The sequence below is a fragment of the Streptomyces sp. NPDC101194 genome, from assembly GCF_044767885.1.
In the GTDB taxonomy this organism is placed as follows: domain Bacteria; phylum Actinomycetota; class Actinomycetes; order Streptomycetales; family Streptomycetaceae; genus Streptomyces.
Genome location: NZ_JBIWOS010000005.1, coordinates 421209 through 442367 on the forward strand (window position 1 = coordinate 421209; position 21159 = coordinate 442367).

Sequence of the window (21159 nt, forward strand, 5' to 3'; positions counted from 1 at the left end):
GCGCCCGCCGGGGATTGCGGGACGGCCCTCAGGCCGTGCCCTCGAACCGTCGTCTGCCGTGCCACGCCCGGCAGACACGGCCCGGCCTCCGGCCCAACGACGCCGGTTCGAGACCACGCCCCAGGGTCTTGCGTTCGGATCAGGGCCGATGGACTCGCCGAGCGCGCCCGGCCGGTCCGGCCCGTCGCGCTCGGCGAGCCCGCCGTGCGGCCGGAACCGCCCGTGCGCCGAGCGGGCCGGGAACCGTACGGCCCGTACGCCCGAGGCGTTCAGCGGGCCCGTCTGAGGACCCGCGCCCCGCCCGCCGGCACCGTGACCCCGTCCTCGTGCACCGATCCGTCCAGCAGGTCCGTCCCCCCGCCGGGGACGGTCGTGTCGGTGTCGCCGTGGTTGATGAGGAAGACGTAGTCATGACCGGCCGAACGGCGCGTCACGGCCTCGATGCCGCTTCCGGCCGGAACCACCGTCCCCGCAAGCCGTTTCACGAGCCGCCCCACCAGGGACACCCGCGCGTCGTCGTCCAACTCCACGCCCACGTACCAGGCTTCCCCCTCGCCCCGATGCGCGCGGGTGATCGCCGGTGCCCCCGCGAAGTCGCCGCCCTCGTACCGGCAGACCGCTTCCGCGTCGGTGAGGTCTATCCGCTCGCTCCAGGTGGCCACCCGTACCGGTCCCGTGACCCCGTCGATGTCGACGAAATCCCCGTCCACCATCGGCGCGAACTCCTCCACGCGCACGCCGAGCAGTTCGCGGAAGGCTCCGGGATAGCCGCCGGGCCGCACCCGGTCGAGCGGATCGACGATCCCCGAGAAATAGGTGACGAGCACGGTCGCCCCCGCGTGCACGGCGGCGGTGAGCGCGGCCACGTCCTCGTCGCGGACCAGGTAGAGCATGGGCACGATGATCAGCCGGTAGTCCGACAGTTCGGCCGATGAGGGAACGACGTCGACGGTGACGCCCGCGTCGCGCAGACTCCGGTACCACCCGAGGGCGGACTCCATGTACGACAGGCCGTTGTGCGGATGCGACTCGCGGTCGGCCGCCCACCACGACTCCTCGGAGAAGAGCAGCGCGCAGTCCGCCGCCACCCGGCTGCCGAGCACCTCGGCACAGCGTGCCAGCTCCGCACCGAGCGCCTTCACTTCCCGGAACTTCCTGCTGCCGGACCCGGCATGCGGGAGCATCGCGGAATGGAACCGCTCGGCGCCCGCACGCGCGGCCCGCCACTGGAAGAAGCAGATGCCGTCGGATCCGCGGGCGAGGTGGGCCAGTACGTCCCGCCGGAGCTGCCCCGGGCGCTTCGCGGGGTTGACCGGGCGCCAGCTCGTGGCGCCGGTGGCCGTCTCCATCAGGAGCCACGGCCTCCCCCGAGACAGTCCACGGGCCCGGTCGGCCGAGAAGGACAGCTCTGCCTGGGCGTCGGACGTCGGTCTCAGGTAGTGGTCGCTGGCGACGAGATCCACATCGTCGGTCCACGAGCTGTAGTTCATGTTCTTCCCGGCGTCGAAGAGCACCAGGTTCGTGGTGACCGGCACGTCGGGCGTGACCCGCCGCAGGACGGCCGTCTCGGCCCGCAACTGCTCACGCAGCTGATCGGAGCCGAACCGGTCGAAGTCCAGCACCTGCGTCGGGTTCGAGTCGGTGAATGTCAGCCGCGGCGGCTGGATCTCTTCCCACGTCGAGTACGTCTGGCTCCACGCACTGGTCGTCCACGCGGCGTTCAGCTCGTCGAGCGAGTCCCCGTAACGGTCCCTCAGCCAGCTACGGAAGGCCACGGCGCTCGCTTCCCCGTAGCACCGGGAGTTGTGGCCGCCGAGTTCGTTGGAGACGTGCCAGAGCGCGAGCGCCGGGTGCTCGCCGTAGCGCTCCGCCATCTTCTCCACCAGCGCGAGCGAGTGCTCGCGGTAGATGCGTGACGACGGTGACCAGGCTTGACGTCCGCCCTGCGCCATCGTCCGCCCCTGCCGGTCGACGGGCAGCACCTCGGGGAACCGCGTGGTGAGCCACGGCGGGGGCGACGCGGTGGCCGTGGCGAGATCGACGGCGATGTCACCCTCGTGCAGCAGGTCGAGCAGCCGGTCCAGCCAGCCGAAGTTCCATCGATCGGGCTCCGGCTGCAACGTCGACCAGGCGAAGACACCCACGGTGACCAGATTGACTCCGGCCTCACGCATCAGCCGTACGTCCTCGGGCCACACGCTCTCGTCCCACTGTTCGGGGTTGTAGTCACCGCCGAACGCGACGGGCTCACCGCCGAACCGGGCAATGACGTTGGCGGGCCATCTGATCCACTCTGTCGTCACGAGCTTCTTCTCCTCACCGCCCGACGAACGAGCGCCCACGCGAAGGACCCCGACACGGCGTCGAGCGGCATCCGGGCGCGGCCCAGGAGCACCGCCCGAAAGTGCGCCGGAGTGCGGAACGGCCACAGACTAGCGGGCTGAGACAACGTTGTTTAGAGTGAAGTCGACGTCGCCGGAACGCAGTTCGCCCGGCCGTCCGTGCGGTGGTCGTCGACCGGAACCGCCCGTCGCAGCTGCCCCTGGATCATTTCGACGGCGGGGCTCGGCCAGGTATGAGGCCCAGGACCACATCGAGGGAGGGGAACGTGGCGGAGTTCGACGGCAAGGTCGCCATCGTCACTGGTGGATTCAGCGGCATCGGAGGTGCGACGGCCCGGGTGCTCGCCGCGCGCGGAGCCACCGTCGTGGCGGCCGGCATCCCACCGGAAGGCACGCACGAGGAACTGGCCCCCGGCGTCGAGCGCGTCGAGGTCGACGTCACCGACGAGGCCGCAATCGCTCGACTCGTCACCCGGGTGGCGGCGGCACACGGCGGGCTCGACATCCTCGTCGCCGCAGCCGGGATCCAGCGCTACGGCGTCGCGGCGGAGACCGGCGCCGACGAGTGGAACGAGGTGCTCGCGGTCAACGTGACCGGCGCCTTCCACGCCGTCAAGCACGCGCTCCCCCATCTGCGTGCCCGTGGGGCGGGCTCGATCGTGATCGTCTCCTCCGTGCAGGCCTTCGTCACCCAGACCGCCGTCGCCGCCTACACCACCAGCAAAGGGGCGCTCAACGCGCTCGCCCGGTCGATCGCCATCGACGAGGCGCAGAACGGGATCAGGGCCAACGCGGTCTGTCCCGCATCGGTGGACACCCCGATGCTGCGCGCCTCCGCCCGCGCCTTTTCCGACGGCAGTGACCGGGGCACGCAGGAACTCGTCGAGTCCTGGGGGCGGATGCATCCGCTCGGCCGGGTGGCACGACCGGAGGAGGTCGCTGAGGCGATCGCCTTCCTGGCCGGTGACCGAGCGAGCTTCATCACCGGCGTCTCGCTGCCCGTCGACGGCGGGCTGCTCGCCAACGCCGCGGTAGTGCTTCCCGGTTGATGGCGGACGTCACGACCGCAGGCGACGACGGAGGACTCCCGATGACAGCCAGGATCGCGATCCCCGGCAGAGCCAGGGTGGGTGAGGGACCGGTCTGGGACGCCCGGCTACGGCGCCTGCACTGGGTGGACATCCCCGCCGGGCACATCCACACCAGCGACCCGGTCACCGGGCGGACCACCAGTCTTCGGCTGCCGACACAGGTCGGCGCCGCGGTGCCGCGACGCAGTGGAGGCTTCGTGGTGGCGACGGCCGAGGGATTCGCGAGCGTCGATGCCGCCGGCGCGACGACGGCCCGGCACACGTTCCTGTCCGACGGCGAGCGCATGAACGACGCGAAGTGCGACCGGCACGGGCGGTTCTGGGCCGGCAGCACGGCGATGGACTTCCGAGAGGGCCGCGGCGCACTGCACGTCCTGTTGCCCGACTGGACGAGCCGTGTGGTCCTCGAAGGGCTCACCCTGCCCAACGGACTCGGCTGGAGCCCCGATGGCCGCACCTTCTATCTCGCCGACTCGGTGGCGGGCGAGATCCACGCCTTCGACACCGCTGACGAACACCCGTGGATAGGCCGTCGGCGCACACTTTTCCGGCTTCCCTCGCACACGGGCATGCCGGACGGGCTCACCGTCGACGCGAGCGGATGTCTGTGGGTCGCGGTGTGGGGCGGCGCGCGCGTGGCCCGGATCTCCCCCGACGGCGACCTGCTCGGCGAGATTCCGCTGCCCGTGCACCAGCCGTCCTCGTGCACGTTCGGCGGACCCCGCCTCGACGCGCTGTACATCACCTCGGCCCGGGAGGGTCTGGAACTCTCGGGCGACGACCCGGCGGGGTCCGTCTACGTCGTCGACGAAATGGGCGGCGCCGTCGGCATGCCTTCGGCCATGTTCGCCGGATGAGTGGATCGACCGGCCGAGCAGGGCCGGGGTGCGGGGTGACCGACGACCGCACGGGCACGATCCCCGCTCGACGGCCGGACGCGGTCGCGAACACTCCCGGCCCGGCACGTCCACGGCCCGACCTGCCGTCGAATCCTCCGTCACCCCGGCTCGCCCGACTCACCTCATCCGGGACGACGTTGCCTGCCCTCACAGCGCCCGGCCTCGATCGGTCGGCCCTCCGGTCGTCAGCCGAGCGGCATCGTGCAGAAGCCGGCACCGACGCGGAAGTTGCGGGGGCGGGCGGGATCGAGGTCCGTCGGGCCGAAGGTCCCGGAGCCGAGGATCGACGCCAGATGGTGTTCCGCGTCGTCCTCGGGGCGGTACCCGATGGCCTCCGCCTCCTCCAGTGACCACCATCGACGTGTGTTGCGGGAGATGCCCCACAGGACCCGGAACGCGGCGGGCTCGGCCTGCAGGCATGCCTCGACGAGCCGGGCCGCGTCGCCCGGCGACAGCCAGGCGGCCAGGTCCTCGGGGGCGAGCGGGCGCGGCCGGAAGGCGCCGATGCGCAGACACGTGACGTCGATGGCGAACCGGGAGTGGTAGAGACTGCCCAGCGCCTCGATCGCGGCCTTGCTGACTCCGTAGTAGGTGTCCGGGCGCGGTGATACGGCTGCGGGCAGGACTCCGTCGACCGCTTCGTCCCGGGTGCGGAACCCCGCGGCGTGAATGCTCGACGCGAGCACCACGCGGCGAACGCCCTGCCTCCGTGCGGCTTCGAGGACCCGCCGGGTGCCATCGATGTTGATGTCGGCGATCCGCTCCCACGACGTCTCCCCCGCCAGGCCACCCAGGTGCAGCACCGCGTCGACGTCCTGGCAGGCCGCGTCGATCGCGTCCTGGTCGGTGAAGGACGCCCGGACGGTCTCCACGTGCTCCTCCGGTCCGGCCGGCCCGGTCTCCGCGACATCCAGGAGACGCAGGGTCCGGCCTTCGCGGGCCAGGCGCGGGCGCAGCTCGCGGCCGATGCGTCCCGCGGCCCCGGTGACCAGGATCCGTTGCTCGATCACGGCGCCTCCCCTGCCCGGGGGTCGACGGCCGGCGTCTCCGGGGCCGGAACCTGATGGCCGTAGGGGCGGGGGGTCGCGGACGCGGGCACGTAGGGCGGCTGGTTGTAGGTGTGCTGTCGGCGGAAGGCGAGATCCGTCGGTGGACTCCAGTGCCGCCAACTTCCCGGATCCGTGTCCACGGCAGCGGACCTCGGGCCGACGCCGTTGCCGTTCTCGGCCGCGACGGCGTACTCGTACACGGTCACGTCCGCCGGGCGGGCCCGGCCCGGCTCGTCGCCCCCGGGAACGACCCCGGGCACGTGATCGACGTGTCGGAACCCGAATCCGGCGAAGACCTCGTGGTAGCTGGTTTCGCCCTTGCGTCGCCGGTGGAGCCGGTACCCGCCGGCCCCCAGCACCTCGCCCCATGTGGCGGTGACCGTGCCGAGGCCGAGCCGGAGCCTGAGCCCGTCCGGCGGATCGGGCGCCAGGCGGCTCGGGTGAACGGGATAGTCGGTGCCCGGAGCGGCCTGTCGCCGACCGTTCCGGGCGATGACGCGGACATGGCGTTTCTCGCCCTCGGCAAGACCGGTCAGGTGGACGGGGCTTCGTTCCGTCTCCGCGGCCGTCGCCCAGGTGCGGCCGCCGTCGGAGCTGAGCTGGACGGTGTAGCGGTCCGCGGCGGCTGCCGAGGAGAAGTGCACGAGCACGCCGTCGCCGACGGTCTCGGTCCGTACGACCTGCGAGGGTGGCGGCTCCGGCTGTCCGCCCGTCAACTCCCAGCGGTGGCGGCCTCGGGGCAGGGCCACGGTGATCGTGTCCTGCGACACGGTGAGAAGGCGTGCCGGCTCGCCGTCGATGTGGAAGCGGGCCGCGGCATCGAGGCCGCCGGGCACGTGCAGGCTCACCGAACTGTCCGACGGGGCGTGGTAGACGCCCCGGGCCTCGGCGGGGTCCCGGTAGCCGAGACCGATACCGAGTTCGTCGTCCTCGGTGGTCAGGACGAGTTCGGCGGTGCCCACGGCGCTTCCGCGGAAGAGGGTCAGTTGCCGCAGGCCGTCGTCGAAGAGCCGGATGGTCCCCGCCGTCCCCGAGAAGCGCAACCCCTGCTCGGCGAAGTCGACCGTCTTCGGCTCGTAGTGCACCGACGCCTCGTGCCGGAACACGAAGTCCAGGCTGTGCGGGGTCCGGATCCGGGTGCCCCAGGGGGTCGAGTGCGCGGGGGCCACTTCCAGGTCGTCGCGGTGGCTCACGACGGCCAGCGTGTTGCCGTTCGCGCCGTCGGCCCTTCCTTCCAGCCGCACGCCCCGGGACACGTCGGTCACGAAGGCGCCGTCGAGAGCTCCGTCCGTACGCACGCCGCGGACCACGTGGATGAACGGCAGCCGCTCGGCGAGGTGCGGGAAGCTGTTGGCGTCGTGGCCGGTGGCCTCGGTCAGCGCGGACCATGTCCACACCATGCGCTGGCCCGCGGCGAACGCGTCGTAGGTGACGAGGTAGTCGCTGCCGACGAGCAGGACGCTGCGGCTCAGATAGAGGCCGCCCACCGGGCCGTCCGGATCGGAGACGATCTCCGCGTACTGCGCGCAGCCCAGGTCGTGGAGGGGCCGGTCCAGGGTGTTCTGGCCGATCGAGCGGTACGCGCCGTCCTTCCAGACCGCGCAGGAAGTGGCGAAGGTGGCGTCGGGGGCCCTGCGGTCCCCGGCGTCCTCGGGGCCGTGGCCGCTGTAGGAGTGCCCGGCGGCGTAGTAGTAGATGTGCCCGCTGCCGTTGTCGTCGGCTGTCCCCCAGCGGTAGTTGGGGCCGCGGTCCACCTGTTGGAGGAAGACCGCGACCTCGCCGGACCGGTCGACATCGGCGCGCAGCGTGACGCCGTATCCGGTGTACTTCGTGCTCCTCAGCCGCGGATTGGTCCCCCGATCGCCGGCGGACCGCACCATGACCCGCCACGGGTCCGGTGCACCGGGCTGGCTGTCGAGCCGGTGGGCGGACTCGTCGCTCCCCCACAGCAGATGCTCGGCGAGAAGCGGACGGTAGCGTCGCAGGGCCTCGCCGAGGAGTCGCATCTCGACGGGCGGGCGCCGGGGCCAGAAGGCGTGGGCCCCCTGCGCGGGGTGCAGGCGGCGCAGTTCGCCGTCGGCGCCGGTCTCGACGGGGGCGGTCAGGGCGTTCACCAGCCATTCGCCGACGGCCGCGAACTCCGGTGTGGCCAGGCGGTTGCGGCCGTCGGTCAGCCTGCCGAGGAAATTGCCCTGGGTGACCGGGCGGAGGAAGGCCCACACGTAGGTGGCCAGGCTCTCGGTCCAGCGGCCGGCCCGCGACCCGTGGGCCGGCAGCGCCGGTCTGGTGTGGAAGACGCCGGCCAGTTCCACGAACTTCTCGAACTGGTCGAGCCACTGCGGTGCCGCCTCGTGGTCGGGGAACAGCCAGGCGAGGCAGGCGAGCGCCGCCTTTCCGTCGGCGAGGAAGTTCGGGTGGCCCGCGATCATGCGGCGCAGCGGTCCGATCTCCTCACCGGCCGAGACGTGAGCGGTCAGCAGCAGCAGCGCGTCGGCTCGTTCGCGGTCCGTCGCTTCGAGCCGGTCGGCGAGACGGTCGTAGCCGTCGAGCAGCCGGTCGTAGAGCGGACGTTGGCCGATGTTGAGGTAGCCCGGATGTTCGTTGATCCCGTGGGCGATGAGACTCGGTCCCTCCGCCCCGGTGAGGAGCGCGGCGACGAGATCGTCGGGCGAGGCCAGTTCGCCTTCGGAGCACAGCGGGGCGGGTCGCCTTCCCGAGTAGGTCAGACTCCAGTCCTTGACCCGATCCAGGCTGAGTGTGCCCTGCCAGTGGTGGAGGTGGCGCACGTACGAGGACGGGTAGCGCGTGCCCTTCTGGTCGCGCAGTACTTCGCGGTCGCGTTCGTGGTCGTAGAAGGCGATCGCCGTCCGGCGGGTCCCGCTGCGCAGGGGCCAGGTCCAGCGGAGCACGCCGTCGTGGCGAAACCGGAGTTGGAGGTGGTCCGCGGAGGCCCAGGACGCGTAGACGCGGTCGTCCCACCGGGCGTGGTCGCGGAGGAAGACACCCATCGCATCGCTTCCCCCGGCGTCCCAGAACGTGGCGTGCGGGCGGATGTTCCACGCGTGGCTCGGGGCGTACGGGCCGACGGTGAAGGCGAAGTCGATGTCCGGCCTCTCCCTGCCACCGGGTCCGGAAAACGACGGGTCCTCCCCGCTGTCGCCGAGCACGATCGGCTCGTCGATGCCGAGCCAGTGGTAGAAGTCCGGTGATTCCGGGGCAGCGTGGTCGTCGGGGGTCTGCGAGAACGGCCAGGTGGACGAGAAGCGGTGGGTCGGTGCCACGCCGTCCCAGCTCAGTTCCCATGCCGTCGTGCCGGAGTCGAGCTCCGCCATCTCCTCGGTCACGTCGATGAATTCGCAGCCCTGGAAACAGCCGACGGACGCCGTGTAGGAGGCCCCGCCGGTGAAGTGGTAGCGAAGTTCGTGGGTGACGAACAGCGGACCGGCTTCCACGAGACGTACTTCCAGGTGTTCGAGCCGCTCGGTGCCGCAGCGCACGGTGGACCCTCCCACCCAGCCGCGCCCTCGGTCGAGTTGGAGGACGGGGCCGGGCACGGCGTCGGGGGCGAACCGGCCCGAGGAGGGCAGCCGGATCCGGAGCGCTCCTCCGTCGACGACGGTGGACGTGTCGTCCTCGGTGATCCGGACCGGTCGCGGAACATGGGCCGTCGGCACCGACGGGTCGGCGCACAGAGTGAATTCGCGTGTCGCTCCGGAGGGCAGGTCGGCGAAGTAGCACACGACTGCGTACGTCAGGTGGCCGTCCGCCGTACTCACCCGCGAGAGCTGAAAGGGCACCGACCGGCCCGTCTCGTCGACCAGCCGGAGCTGTTCGGCGCGGAGCGACGGGGCGGCCCAGCGCACCGGATGGCGCAGCAGGGTCCTGGGCCAGGCGAAATCCGGGTGGCGCAGCGGGTCGGTGAGCCGGAACCGCACCCGGTCGCCGCCCGCGGGCCAGGAGGTGACCGGGCCGGTCATGATCCGTCCCCCTCCTCGGCCGGGACGGCGGGCGCTCCGCTGACGCCCTGCGTGCCGAACGCCGCGCCGCCGGCGACGCCTTCGACGAGGTGGCGCTGGAGCACCACGAACAGGAGCAGGATGGGTGCGGCCACGATGAACGTGCCGGCGGCGATGAGCGGCCAGTTCTGCGTGTACTCGCCGAAGAACGAGTACAGCCCGCGGGTGACCGGCCACAGGGCCGCGTCGGACAACATGACCAGCGGCAGAATGAGGTTGTTCCAGGCGTGGACGAAACCGAAGATGGCGAAGGTGGCCAGGGCGGGCTTCATCTGCGGCATGATGATCGTGAAGATGAACCGGACGTAGCCGCAGCCGTCCAGCGCTGCGGCCTCGTCGATCTCGCGCGGGATGCCCTTGATGTAGCCGACGAAGAAGAAGAACCCCGCGCCGGACAGGCTGGTCAGGATCAGGTACCCGGCCATGCTGTTGTACAGGTGGAGCGAGCGCGCTTCGATGAACAGCGGGATGAGGCCGCCGGGCAGGAACCCGGAGAAGATGAAGAATGTGTACAAGAGGTTGGAGCGCTTGAAGTAACCGCGCGAGATGGGGAAGGCCAGGAAGACTCCGAGGATCAGTGTGACCGTGTCGGGGATGACCGCGTAGATCAGGCTATTGATCATCTGCCGTCCGAAGTCGCCCTGACTCCACGCCGTCGAGAAGCTCTCCGTGGTCCACGGATCCGGCATCCCGGTGGGGTTCTGGAGGAACCCGGTGTACGTCTTGAACGCCTGCAGCAGCATGTACACGAGCGGCAGGGCGAACAGCAGGGCGGCGATCGCGAAGCAGAGCAGGTTCACCCCGGCGGCCTTGGCCGCCTTCGTGGACAGCAGTGGCACCTTCGGCTGCGGCGTACTGCTCCAGGCAGGGCCCTGATCGGTCCGGTCCAGGACAGCAGGAGAGGCCTTCACAGCGAGATCTCCCGTCGGCGCAGAGTCAACAGCAGTCCGCCGCCGATCACGACGGTCAGGACGAACTGCAGCATGGCGAGCATCGAGCCGTAACCGAGTTGGCTGTCGCCCCCGAACGCTGACTGGAACATGTACAGCCCGAGGGTCTTGGTGCCGAAGTTGCCACCGGTGAGGACCATGATCAGCGCGTACTCGCCCAGCGTCCCCATCGCCGTGAGGAACACGGTCACCGTGGTGGCCGGGGCCAGCAGGGGCCAGGTCACGTGCCGGAACACCCGCAGGCGTCCGGCGCCGTCCATGGCCGCCGCCTCGTAGACCGCCGGTGGGATGTTCCGCAGCCCCGCGATGTAGATGAGCATCGTGTAGCCGGAGAACATCCACACGTTCACCAGTATCACCAGCGGCAGGGCCAGCGAGCTGGACCCGAGGAACGCCGAGGTGGTGCCGAACATGCCGTGCATGACCTTCTCCACCGGGCCCGAGTAGGGGTCCAGCATGAGCGCGAAGACGGCGCCGACCACCGCGACCGAGAAGATCTGCGGCATGAAGATGATGGCGCGGTAGAGGGTGTAGGAGCGTCCGGGCCGGTTCAGCAGCAGGGCGAGGCCCAGACCGATCGCGGTCTGCAGTACGGTCACGCCGAGCACATAGGTCAGCGTGACCCGCACCGCGTCCCCGACCACGGACGACAGCGATGTGAAGGCCGCCGAGTAGTTGCACAGACCGCAGACGTTCAGAGGCGTGCCCGGGAGCCCGGAGTACCGGGTGAAGGAGTATCCGATGGTGGCGAGCGACGGATAGAGCCCGAACAGCAGCCACCCGGCTCCCGGTATCGCGATGCTGGCCCAGGGGATGAACCGCCGCGTCCGTTGGTTTCCGAAGGGACAGCGTGCCACGCCGAGCCTCCTTTCCGAGAGTGCGTTCGTTACTTGCCGACCGACTTGCGGTAGGCCGACGCCGAGGCGGACAGGAGGCTGTCGATGCCGTCGCTGCCGATCGGCTTCATCTTGTACAGGTCGGGACCGCCCGCCTCGATGGGCGCCCCGGCCGGGATCCACGGGTTGGTGAGCTGCGGGAAGGCGTCACTCATGTGACCGTTCAGCCAGTCCATCCAGGGCAGGCCGGTGTTCTGCAGCGCCGGCTGGGTGGAGATGGAGCCGGTCTTCTCCAGCCACTTCTTGTAGTTGTCGGGCTCGGAGAACATCGCGAGCCACTGCATCGCCAGGTCCTTGTGCGGCGCGGTGGTCGGAACCACCCAGGTGAGGTCGGGCTTGAACGCCACACGGTTGGCCGCCGGGTCGTCGGTGCCCGGGAGGGCGAAGAACCCGAGGTTGAGCTTCGGGTTGGCCTGCTGGATGGTCAGCCCGTCCCAGGAGCCGTCGAGCAGGAACGGGTAGTCGTCGGCCTTCGTGGCCCAGACGCCGGGCGCGGTCTGCTGGGACACGCCCGAGGCATTGGGCTCGATGTACTGCATGACCTCCGTGTGCCGCTGGGAGATCTCCTTGTAGACCGGGTCGGTCCAGGACTGCGTGCCCTTCCAGAATGCGGTGGCCCGGTCCTCGGACACCTTGACGGACTCCGAGGGCTGATGCCCCTTCATGATCATCTGATTCGCGATGCCCTGCCACACGCCGCCGTGCATGCCGCTCTGCGCGGACACGAAGATCGGTGTCATTCCGGCCTTCTTGAGCTTGTCGCAGGCGTCCAGGAATTCCTGGTACGTCGTGGGAATGGACAGGCCGTGCTTCGCGAGCAGGTCCTTCTTGTACCAGATCGCACCCGCACCGACGTACTCGGCGGCCATGACGCCGTAGACGCCGCCCTTGTATCCGACCGCGGCGGCCTGGACCTCCGGGTCGTACTGCTTCATGAACGGCTGGTCCTTGAGGTCGGTCAGTTGACCGGACGTGATGAGTGCGGCCGCCCCTCCGGGCTTGAGGTTGGTGTAGCCGGGGGCGTAGCCCTGCTGGGTCGGGGGGAACTGGGCCAGGACGTCGAGGGACTTGGACTGCAGCATGCTGTTCCACAGCTGCTGCCAGGCTCCGTTGGCGTTCGGGGCCGTCTGCAGCTTGACGGTGACTCCCGGGTGCGCCTTCTCGAACTTGGCGTTGAGCTCCTTGGTGAACTCGACCGCGCCGGGATTGGTCCACTCCGCGACCGTCAGCGTGACGTTCTGCTTCGTGCCGCCGCCGCTTCCGGAGGACGGGGTGGTGCAAGCGGCGAGGACGCCGCTCAGGCAGACGGACGCGGCGAGGATCGTGAAGGGGGTACGGGATCTCATGGGTCGGGCTCCTTCGGATGGTCGGTCAGGGGCGTTGGAGGGCACCGTCGGCGCGGCGCGGCGGCTTCCACGCACCACCGGGGGCGGGGAACCGGGGCGGGTACTTCAGGGCGAGGCGTTCGTCGAGGTCGATGCCGAGTCCGGGTGCGGTGCTCGGCCACAGGTGGCCGTCGCGGATCTCGGGGCAGCCGGGGAACACCTCCTGCGCGGCGGACCCGAACAGGTGCTGTTCCTGGATCCCGAAGTTCGGGCAGGCCAGGTCCAGGGCCAGGTTGGCGGCATGGCCGACCGGCGAGACGTCACCGGGGCCGTGCCACGCGGTCCGTACGCCGAACAGTTCGCAGGCGTTCGCGAGCCGCCAGGCAGGGGTGATGCCGCCGATGGCGGAGATGTGGACGCGGATGAAGTCGCAGAGCCGCTCCTGGACCACGGGCCGGTACTCGGCGGGGTTGGTGAACAGTTCGCCGATGGCGATGGGCGTCACGGACCGGCTGCGCAGGGTCCGGAGCCAGTCGATGTCCTCCGGCGCGACCGGGTCCTCCAGGTAGAACAGGTCGTACGGCTCCAGATCCTTCGCGAGCCGTACGGCGTCGGTGGGGTGGACCCGCTCGTGGACGTCGTGGATCAGCTCGACCTCGGCGCCCAACTCCTGGCGCAGATGGCCGAACAGCTCCCGGACGGTCCGCCGGTACGCCGCCGGGTCCCAGGCGTTCGGGGTCAGGGACGGGCGGGAGCCGGCCGGGGCCGCGGCGGCCGGCGCCCCGTAGGTGCCCGCGCCGGGTACCGCCACCTGACAGCGCACGTACCGGTATCCCTGGGACATCAGGTCGCGTACGTCGTCGGCGACCTCCTCGGCGTCCCGCCCCTGGGCGTGCGCGTACAGGGGCACCGCGGTACGGCACCGGCCGCCGAGAAGCTGCCACACCGGGAGGCCGGCCTGTTTCCCCTTGATGTCCCACAGCGCCATGTCCACCCCGGACAGCGCGTTGTTGAGCACCGGACCCGAGCGCCAGTAGCCGCTGACGTGCAGGGTCGACGCGATGTCGGTGATGTCCGCGGGGTCTCGCCCGATCAGCTGCGGCGCCAGGTAGTCGTCGACCGCGGTGGCGACCGCCGCCGCCCGTTGGGTGAAGGTGGCGCAGCCCAGTCCGTACAGGCCGGGTTCGCTGGTGTCGACCCGGACGACGACGAGCGTCGTCCCGGCCGGTGCGGTGAGGATGGCCCGGACCGAGGTGATCCGGACGCCGGAGGGCTGCGCCCACGGCGGCTCGATGGGTTTGTCGGGGGTGTCGCTCACAGGTGTGGCTCCTGGTTCTGGCCGGCGCCCGCCACGAGTGCGAGCGCCGGGTCGACGAGTACCGCTTCTCCACGCCGGGCCCGGTTCCCCGGCCGGGGAAGCAGGCCGTGTTCGTTCCGGTTCCTCGACCGGGATCTCTGGCTGTGCGTGCGGGGCCCGCGGAGCGGGCGGGAGTCCTGCACCGGCGGCCCGGCCGCCGGACTCCCGTCGGGCGGGCGCCGCGTACGGCCGGGCGCGGCTCAGCGCCCGATGCCCCACCGGGAGTCGACACGCCCGCCGGTGAACTGCGCGCCGGTGCCCCAGAACGGGGCGAAGTTGTAGCAACCCGACGTCGGGGGCGCCGACTGTGTCGTCCAGTAGGTGGCGCCGTGACCGGTCGTTCCGGCGTCCTGCACCTGGACGGCGAACGTGGCCCGGGTGATGCTCCCGGGACGCGCGGCTCTCACCTCGGCCGCCAGCTCCGGGAGTTGGCTCCAGGCGAGTGCGACCTCGTACCGGGTCAGCTTGTTGGCGTCGTCCCTGGAGACGAGCACCCGGCCCTCGGTGCCGTCGGCCTGCTGCGCGTCCATCGGGCCGAGCGGCGTCGGGAGCACCGCGTTGGTCGGGTAGAAGGTCTGGTAGTTGGTGCCCGGCGCCAGCTGCCGGTGCAGCTCGGAGCGGCCCCCGGTGGCCAGGGTGGCGACGTACAGGTGCGAGATCGACCGCAGGCACTTCTCGTAGTGCGGGTCGCCGGCCAGCAGGTCCTCGGTCTTGTCGGCCGTGGCGTCGAAGGCCAGTTGGACGCTGTCCGCCTGGAACGGAAACTTGTACTCGTCGGCCGTGAACGCCGGGTTGGACACCTGGAGATCGTCTCCGACCAGGGCCCTGACGTACAGGAAGGCATCGTCCCAAGCGGCCTGGAACGAGTAGGTCTTGCTGTCACCGGCCGCGGTCACGCTGGTCATCGTCACCGGTATGACGTCGTTCCACTGGCTGGCGCTCCCGCCGACGGTGATGTGCCGGAACGGGAGATAGGCGACCTGGACCGTCTGCGATCCCCTCTGGTGGAAGCCCGGCCGATGAGCCACGGTGACGTCGTATCCGACGGTGTACCGGTTGTTCTCGTCGGTCCGGAAATCCGTGACGGGGAAGGAGACGACGCGGGACTCCCCGGGCTTGATCCCGTTGACCGGAACCGTCCGCCGTCCCACCCGCCAGCCCGTCGGCGGGGTGATCCCCACCGAGGCGTCCAGCGCCTTCGGCGTGACGTTCTCCACCCGTACGTCGATGGTGCTCGTCGTGTCCAACGGCTTCACGAAGGACAGAGGGCTGATGTGCAGCGGCGTGGAGTAGTCGAAACACGCACCGTCGGTCAGCGCCTTGCGGAGCGCGGCCGGTGACAGGTCGCTGTCGAAGTACACGGCCTCCCACGGTTTCAGCGTCAGCGTGACACGGGACGACCTGCCGTCGGTGAGCCGGCGCCCGAGGTAGTCGTAGGCGCGGATGCCTCGGGCGTCGTTCAGGGTGAGTGTGCCGGTGTGACCGGCGCTCTGGTGCTCGTCGGTGCCGTCGTAGAGCTGGTCGGCGTAGACGGCGGCCCTGCCCTTGCCGTCCGCGCCGCGGAAGAGGAAGCCCCACGTGGACTTCGCGTCCGGGTACAGCTCCTCCTGCAGCACCGAGTCTTCGAGAAGGCTCGTCATCGTGGCGTAGGCGACCACCACGGGCCTCGGGGTCCTGGTCTTCGCGTCGTAGATGTTGAAGTCGTCGCCGGAGTAGCCCTTGTCGTAGGACAGGGAGAACCAGAAGATCCGGATGGCCGAGTCCTCCTCGGCACCGGCGAGCATGTGCAGCAGATAGGTGGGAGCCAGCGTCCGGGCCACCCCGTGGGCGGCCTCCTCGGGAGGCAGGTCGGCGAAGTTGTAGCGGGTGGCGGTGCCGAGCTCGGTCTGCCACTGCCCGGCGCGCCCCTTCGTGCGCGACCAGAGCTTGTCCATCTTGATCTGCGTCTTGGCCATCGCGTACTGCGTGGCGTCGGGGTAGCCGTAGGCGTGGTTGACCGAACCGTCGATGTAGCCGGTGTCCTTGGAGCCCTGGGCATAGACGATGTCACGGTTGTACGAGACCGAACCGCCGCCGATCAGGTTCACGTCCGGGTACTCCGGCTTCAGCCGTTCCCAGATCATCCGGCACATGTCCCGGTAGTCCTGTGCGTCGCCGGTCTTCCAGGTCCAGCCGTGGACCCACGGCTCGTTCCACAACTCCCAGTTGGGGACCAGGTCCTGCAACGGAGCGATCGCGTGGTAGACCATCTCGACATGGGCGGTCATGTCCTTGGGCCGGTTCTGGTAAAGCTTGAGCGGCTCGCCGTTCGGTCCCGGCTGGACGTTCCAGGACATGTTGTAGTTGATGCCGCCGAGGGTCTCGATCCCGTGCTCGTGCCAGTCGGCTATCTCGGCTCGGGCGACATCGATCTGCGGCTGCTGCCAGAACACCCCCGCTCTCGGGGACACGGTGTCGGGCTGGACGGAGGCGATGCCCCGGGTCCACTTCACGCCGATGCGCTGCGCGATCCGCTTGGTGATCTCCGGGGAGGATTCGGGCCGGATGCCCATTCCGAACACCGACTGCGGACGCCGTCCGGCGACCGTGGACCGGATCACGCCGAACCCGACGCTCTGCGCGAGCAACTGCGTCCCGGCCGCGTCCGTGACGGTCGCGGTGACCAGGTAATGGTCGGGGCCGAGCCGGCCGAGCGGGATCGTGATCGTGCTCGGGGCGCCGGCCGCCACCTCGAAGGGCTCCGTTCCACCTCCGGGCGACTGGTCCCGCGCCGAGACGGACCAGGCGATGGTTCCGCTCAGCGCGGTGGGGCTGGTCACGGAGACCAGCAGGTCGGGGGTTGCCGGGGCGTCTTTGTCGACCGGGTAGAGCCCGGTCGGGTCGGAGAAGGCGAGCGTGATCGAGGGGCCCGCCGCGGCGGTCGGCGGGGCACCCGGCGCGGCGGCCTGGGCACGCGGCGCCAGAACGCCGGTGGCAGCTGCCCCGAGGACGGTCGCCGCCCCCAGCCCCACGAGTGTGCGGCGGGACAAGTCGCCGGGAGCCGATGATTCCGCGGTGGCACGAGGATCTCGATCTTGGCTGTTCGACACGAGCGGACCTCTCCAGACGTCAGCGCGGGCAATCCGCGGGTGGCACCGGCCTGAGCACGCACAGACCGGAGGGGGGAACGGGAATCGAGTGCAGGCCGGGACCCAGGGTCCGTACGGACGAACCGGCGGGCCGGCCGCAGGCGTCCGCCGCCTCCAGACGGACCTCCACGGCACGGCCGTCCACGTCCAGGGCCACGTGTGCGGCAGCGGTGGAGTTGACGAGGGCGACCTCGGTGAAGGATTCGAGGCGCAGCGGGGCGACACGGCGTTCGGCGTAGTACGTGATCACGGCTCGCCTCCCGGCGCTCGCGATCACCGTCTCGTAGAGCTGGTCCGGCCGTCCCGCGCGGATCTCGCCACGGGTGAGGACGTCGCGGTGGTCCCACCAGAACCCGAGCCAGAAGGCTGTCGTCGCGCGGTGCTCGGCGGACTGCCCTGCCAGTGGCACGGAGATCTGCGGGGTCGCGTACAGGGCCGAGTGGAGTTGCCTGGCCGCTGTCTCCGCCGTGGCCCCGGGATCCCACATGAGCATGTCCGAGTGAACGGCTCCGGCCGTGGTGGCGGCGATGTCCAGCGTCCGAACACGGTTGGCGGTCGCGTCGGCCGGGCAGTCCTCGGCGCGCAGCAGGTTGCCGAAGCCGACCATGCCCGGACCGGTGTAGGGCTGCCTGAGTTCGACGAGCAGCTCGTCGCCGCGCAGTTCGCGCAGTCTCTCGCGCAGCTCGGTCAGGAGCAGTCGCATCGCCTCGCCGATGTCGCTGCCGGCCCGGCCTCCCTCCTCCTGCGCGTGGAGCATCGCGAAGTCCAGGAAGTCGATCTTCAGTCCGTCCAGGCCGTAGCGGCGTACGAGGTGCACGCAGGAATCGGTGACGAACCGCCTGACCTCCTCGTGTCGCGGATCGAGGACTCGGCACGACAGGCGCGGCACGGCGTGCGGGGCGAAATCCTTCATCTCCTCGTGCGCCAGGGTGCGTTCGCCGAGCAGCAGCGGGGCGATCCAGGCCACGTAGCGCAGTCCGAGGCCCTGAACGGTCTTGACGTGAGCGGCGAAGTCGGGGAATTTCGCCGGGTCCGGCGTCCAGTCGCCGCTCCCGGAGTAGCCGGGGCCCTGGGCCCGTTGCTGCCAGCCGTCGTCCAGCAGCAGGATTCCGCAGCCGGCCTCGGCCGCGCGCGCCGCCTCGGCCTCGACCCGCACCGCGTCCACGTCCCGGTGCAACGAGTACCAGGTCGAGTAGGCCGGGGTGCGGGCCGCGTCGGGCGTGGGCAGCGCGTCGCCGTCGCGGAGCCGCTGTGCCAGAGCCCGCATCGTGTCGGCGAAGGGGCGTCCCGCGGCCTGGAGGCGTACGCGGCAGTTGTCTCCCGGACGCAGATCCATGGCCAGCCAGACCCCGAAGCGGGCCGTGGCCTCCGCGACACCGAACCGGATCCTGGTCGTCGACGTGACCCGGTCGGACGCGAACGCCAGCAGCGCCGAACCGGCCGCGTCGTACAGGCAGCCCAGCGGCGCCGAGGCGACGAGACCGACGCTGCGCCAGCCGCTCGCCCAGTCCGCGACCAGGTGCCGGTCCCAGCCGGCAGCCGGGTGCCAGTAGCCGACGGCGTCGCCGATCGGGACGGCCAGACGCAGCAGCACCGGTCCGGCCGGGTCGGCCTGAAGGTGGACCACCGCGCCGTCCTCGTCGTGCTCCACCTCGGGGCGCGAGCCTCCGGTCAGCAGAGCGACCTCGACGCCGTGCACGTGGATCGCGTCATGGTCGGCCCACAACTGCGCCAGATCCATGATGTCGGCCATCTCCGGTTCCCTCCAAGGTTCGGCCCTTGAAACACAACGAGGTGAGACAACGTTGCCTTGAGGTGCAGCACACTCGCTCGGGGCACCTTCGCCTGCCTGAAGGTGCCGGCTTTACATCAGCAGCTTTCCCGTCGGTGTACGGGAGGATCGCCCCTGCTCAGATGACCGATGGCGATGAACCGGGGGCCGTCTACCAGTGCGACAGGAGCTCTCCCGGCACAGGGTCGCAGTCGCCGCCCTCCGTCGGTCGGTTCTGAACCATAGCCAGTCGAGACAACGTTGCCTAGGGGTTGGGAGCGTGCCTCTGAGCCTCGCGCGCACTGCAGCGTGATCAAACAGGGCGTCGCATCGCCCTGGACGGGTGAACGGGTACGCCTGCGCGCTGCCGATCCCGATGACTGGTCAGCCTTCACGCACTTCGCCGACGATGACGGGCCGTGAGGGAACCGGCTGGTCCCATCGCGTCCCGCCGAAAGCCTTCGCGCCCGGACGAAGGAGCAGACCGTTGCCGAGTGCGATGTCGACCGCTTCCGGTGGGCATCGGAACGAGGGCCGCGGCAGGGCTGGTCGGCACGGTCGGCTCACATCGCACGGGCCCTCGTTCAGGCCGGTTCGCGTCCGATGTCACGGTCGGCGTGGAGACGGCCCGTCACGGAAGAAGGACTGCCCTCAGCTGCGCGAGGTGGCACGCAGGCGCAAGCCGACAGGTGTGAGCCCCTCCAAGGTGGTGACCTGGTAGCCGGATTCCGGTGCGGACGGCTCGCTCAAGCGGTAGCAGCGGGCGGTCTGCGCGGTCAGGAGCGTCAGCATCGCCATGGCCAGAGCGGCCCCCTCGCAGCCGTGCGGCCCGGTACCGAAGGAGAGGAATGCCCCCGGCTTCGCCGGCGAGCCCGAGTCGTCGAGCCAGCGCTCGGGCTGGAACCGGTCCGGATCGGAGTGTTCCCGTGCGTCGCGGTGGGCAGTGTAGGGGCAGACGAGAACGGTGGACCCGGCGTCGATGGTGTAGTCGGCGAGCTGGGTCCGTCGCCTGACGCGCCGGGTCAGCAGCCAGCTCGGCGGGTACAGTCGGAGCACCTCGCGCACCAGCGCCTGGGTGTATTGCAGGCTGTCGAGGTGGGTACTGGTCGTCACGGCCGGATCCGCGGGCAGCAAGGCGGCTTCGGCCGCGACGCGGTCCGCCGCGTGGGGGTGCCGGGCCAGGTGGAGCAGGATCCATCCGGCCGCCCGGGAAGGTGTCTCGAAGGTGGCGACGGTGATTCCGGGGAGAGTGTCGAGGACGGCCTCTTCCGGCAGTGGGCCGTGACGGGAGGAGGGCCCGAGCATCTGTCCCAGCATGTCGTCACCGAGCCGGCCCGACGAACGGCGCCGGCGGACGATGGGCCGCAAGGCGTTGATGAAGGCGACTTGCTGCCGCGTGCGGAACCGCCGTGCCGGTGTGGGGACCCAACACGGCCACACCCAGCGCGAGGGGCGTACGAGCGCCTCCCGGGCCAGGAAGAGCCGTGCGGCAAAGGGCAGCAGGGTGGACGCGTCCTCGGAGAAGAGATAGTGCACGCCGATCTCTGCCAGGGCCTGCCGGACCAGGGGCAGAATCTCGACGTCCTGGCCCGTGGGCCACTGGTCGGCAAATCGAGCGGCTCCGGGCGCAATCTCACCGAGCCGTGCTTCAACCGCCTGCAGGCGTAGTCCGCGCATGCGGGCGGCATGAGCACGCGCACGCTCCTCAGGCGTCGGCGCTCCGCTCGACCGCTTCAACGGGCTCGACCGCTTCAACGGCGGGAAGAGAGGCGAAGATGCCTGGGCGAAGTCCTGCGCACGGCGCAGAACTGATTCACACGGCCCGGCCGCGGAGGCTACGTAGACACCCGGCTCCAGCTGCCAGACGTCCCCGCACTCGTCCGCACCACGGCGCACCAGTGCCAGCCGGTCGCGGGACCAGGCCGCGAAGCTCCCTTCGGGCAACCGCGGCGGCTCGTTCATTCGGCCCATGCGGCCCATGGGATCGTCCCTGAGTCTTGTAGCTGTCCAGGCCGATGTCGTCGGCAGCGTGGCCGGGAGCCGGCGGGCACCCCGGGGCGCCCGCCGGCCGTACGGTCAGCCCCGGTCGTCGCCGGCGTACGCATCCCACGCGTGGACCCCGTACGCACCGTAGTGGCGGGTGAAGGACAGCTTGCCCAGCAGCTTGGCGATCACGATGCACTCCTCTCGCCTGTCCGAGCCCTCCCGGCGGAGGGTTCGGCAAAGAAGTTCCCGCCGGCACCAAACGCCATATACGGCCATACTGCCACGCATGACATATATGCCATATACACCAGCCGCATACATGAATACGAGGCGCGTGCCTGCGGGCTGG

General features: G+C 70.4%; 12 protein-coding genes. 2 read left to right on the forward strand and 10 right to left on the reverse strand.

What is annotated here, in order from left to right; genetic code table 11:
- Positions 1 to 269: 269 nt before the first annotated feature.
- Positions 270 to 2303: a beta-galactosidase gene (locus ACIRP2_RS21680; RefSeq protein ID WP_404252578.1), complete on the reverse strand. Its 2034-nt coding sequence runs from the start codon at positions 2301 to 2303 to the stop codon at positions 270 to 272.
- Positions 2304 to 2608: 305 nt separating this feature from the next.
- On the opposite strand from ACIRP2_RS21680, the gene ACIRP2_RS21685 reads away from it, so the two are divergent.
- Positions 2609 to 3391 carry an SDR family NAD(P)-dependent oxidoreductase gene (locus ACIRP2_RS21685; RefSeq protein ID WP_404252580.1) on the forward strand — a complete coding sequence of 261 codons (783 nt, stop codon included), beginning with the start codon at positions 2609 to 2611 and terminating at the stop codon, positions 3389 to 3391.
- A 41-nt stretch (positions 3392 to 3432) separates the two neighbouring features.
- A complete protein-coding gene (locus ACIRP2_RS21690) occupies positions 3433 to 4290 on the forward strand; it encodes an SMP-30/gluconolactonase/LRE family protein (protein ID WP_404252582.1) in 858 nt (285 codons plus the stop codon).
- 227 nt (positions 4291 to 4517) lie between these two features.
- Here the strand turns inward: ACIRP2_RS21690 and ACIRP2_RS21695 are convergent, their stop codons facing one another.
- From ACIRP2_RS21695 to ACIRP2_RS21735, 9 genes are all read right to left on the reverse strand, one after another.
- Positions 4518 to 5342: an NAD-dependent epimerase/dehydratase family protein gene (locus tag ACIRP2_RS21695; protein ID WP_404252584.1), complete on the reverse strand. Its 825-nt coding sequence runs from the start codon at positions 5340 to 5342 to the stop codon at positions 4518 to 4520.
- Positions 5339 to 9358, reverse strand: coding sequence for a hypothetical protein (locus tag ACIRP2_RS21700; protein WP_404252586.1), 4020 nt, complete (start codon positions 9356 to 9358; stop codon positions 5339 to 5341). Before ACIRP2_RS21700 ends, ACIRP2_RS21695 begins: the two co-directional genes overlap by 4 nt.
- A complete protein-coding gene (locus tag ACIRP2_RS21705) occupies positions 9355 to 10308 on the reverse strand; it encodes a carbohydrate ABC transporter permease (RefSeq protein ID WP_404252588.1) in 954 nt (317 codons plus the stop codon). Before ACIRP2_RS21705 ends, ACIRP2_RS21700 begins: the two co-directional genes overlap by 4 nt.
- Positions 10305 to 11204, reverse strand: a complete 900-nt coding sequence (locus ACIRP2_RS21710; RefSeq protein ID WP_404252590.1) for a carbohydrate ABC transporter permease — start codon at positions 11202 to 11204, stop codon at positions 10305 to 10307. Before ACIRP2_RS21710 ends, ACIRP2_RS21705 begins: the two co-directional genes overlap by 4 nt.
- Positions 11205 to 11233: 29 nt before the next feature.
- Positions 11234 to 12589, reverse strand: a complete 1356-nt coding sequence (locus ACIRP2_RS21715) for an ABC transporter substrate-binding protein (RefSeq protein WP_404252592.1) — start codon at positions 12587 to 12589, stop codon at positions 11234 to 11236.
- A gap of 25 nt (positions 12590 to 12614) precedes the next feature.
- Positions 12615 to 13886 carry an enolase C-terminal domain-like protein gene (locus ACIRP2_RS21720; protein WP_404252594.1) on the reverse strand — a complete coding sequence of 424 codons (1272 nt, stop codon included), beginning with the start codon at positions 13884 to 13886 and terminating at the stop codon, positions 12615 to 12617.
- Positions 13887 to 14125: 239 nt separating this feature from the next.
- Complete coding sequence (locus ACIRP2_RS21725; protein WP_404252596.1) at positions 14126 to 16954, reverse strand: hypothetical protein; 2829 nt, start codon at positions 16952 to 16954, stop codon at positions 14126 to 14128.
- A 79-nt stretch (positions 16955 to 17033) separates the two neighbouring features.
- Positions 17034 to 18806, reverse strand: coding sequence for an alpha-galactosidase (locus ACIRP2_RS21730; protein WP_404252598.1), 1773 nt, complete (start codon positions 18804 to 18806; stop codon positions 17034 to 17036).
- 669 nt (positions 18807 to 19475) lie between these two features.
- The gene (locus tag ACIRP2_RS21735) at positions 19476 to 20501 is read right to left on the reverse strand and encodes a cytochrome P450 (RefSeq protein WP_404252600.1); all 1026 of its coding nucleotides are present in this window, start codon (positions 20499 to 20501) and stop codon (positions 19476 to 19478) included.
- Between the last annotated feature and the right edge of the window lie 658 nt (positions 20502 to 21159).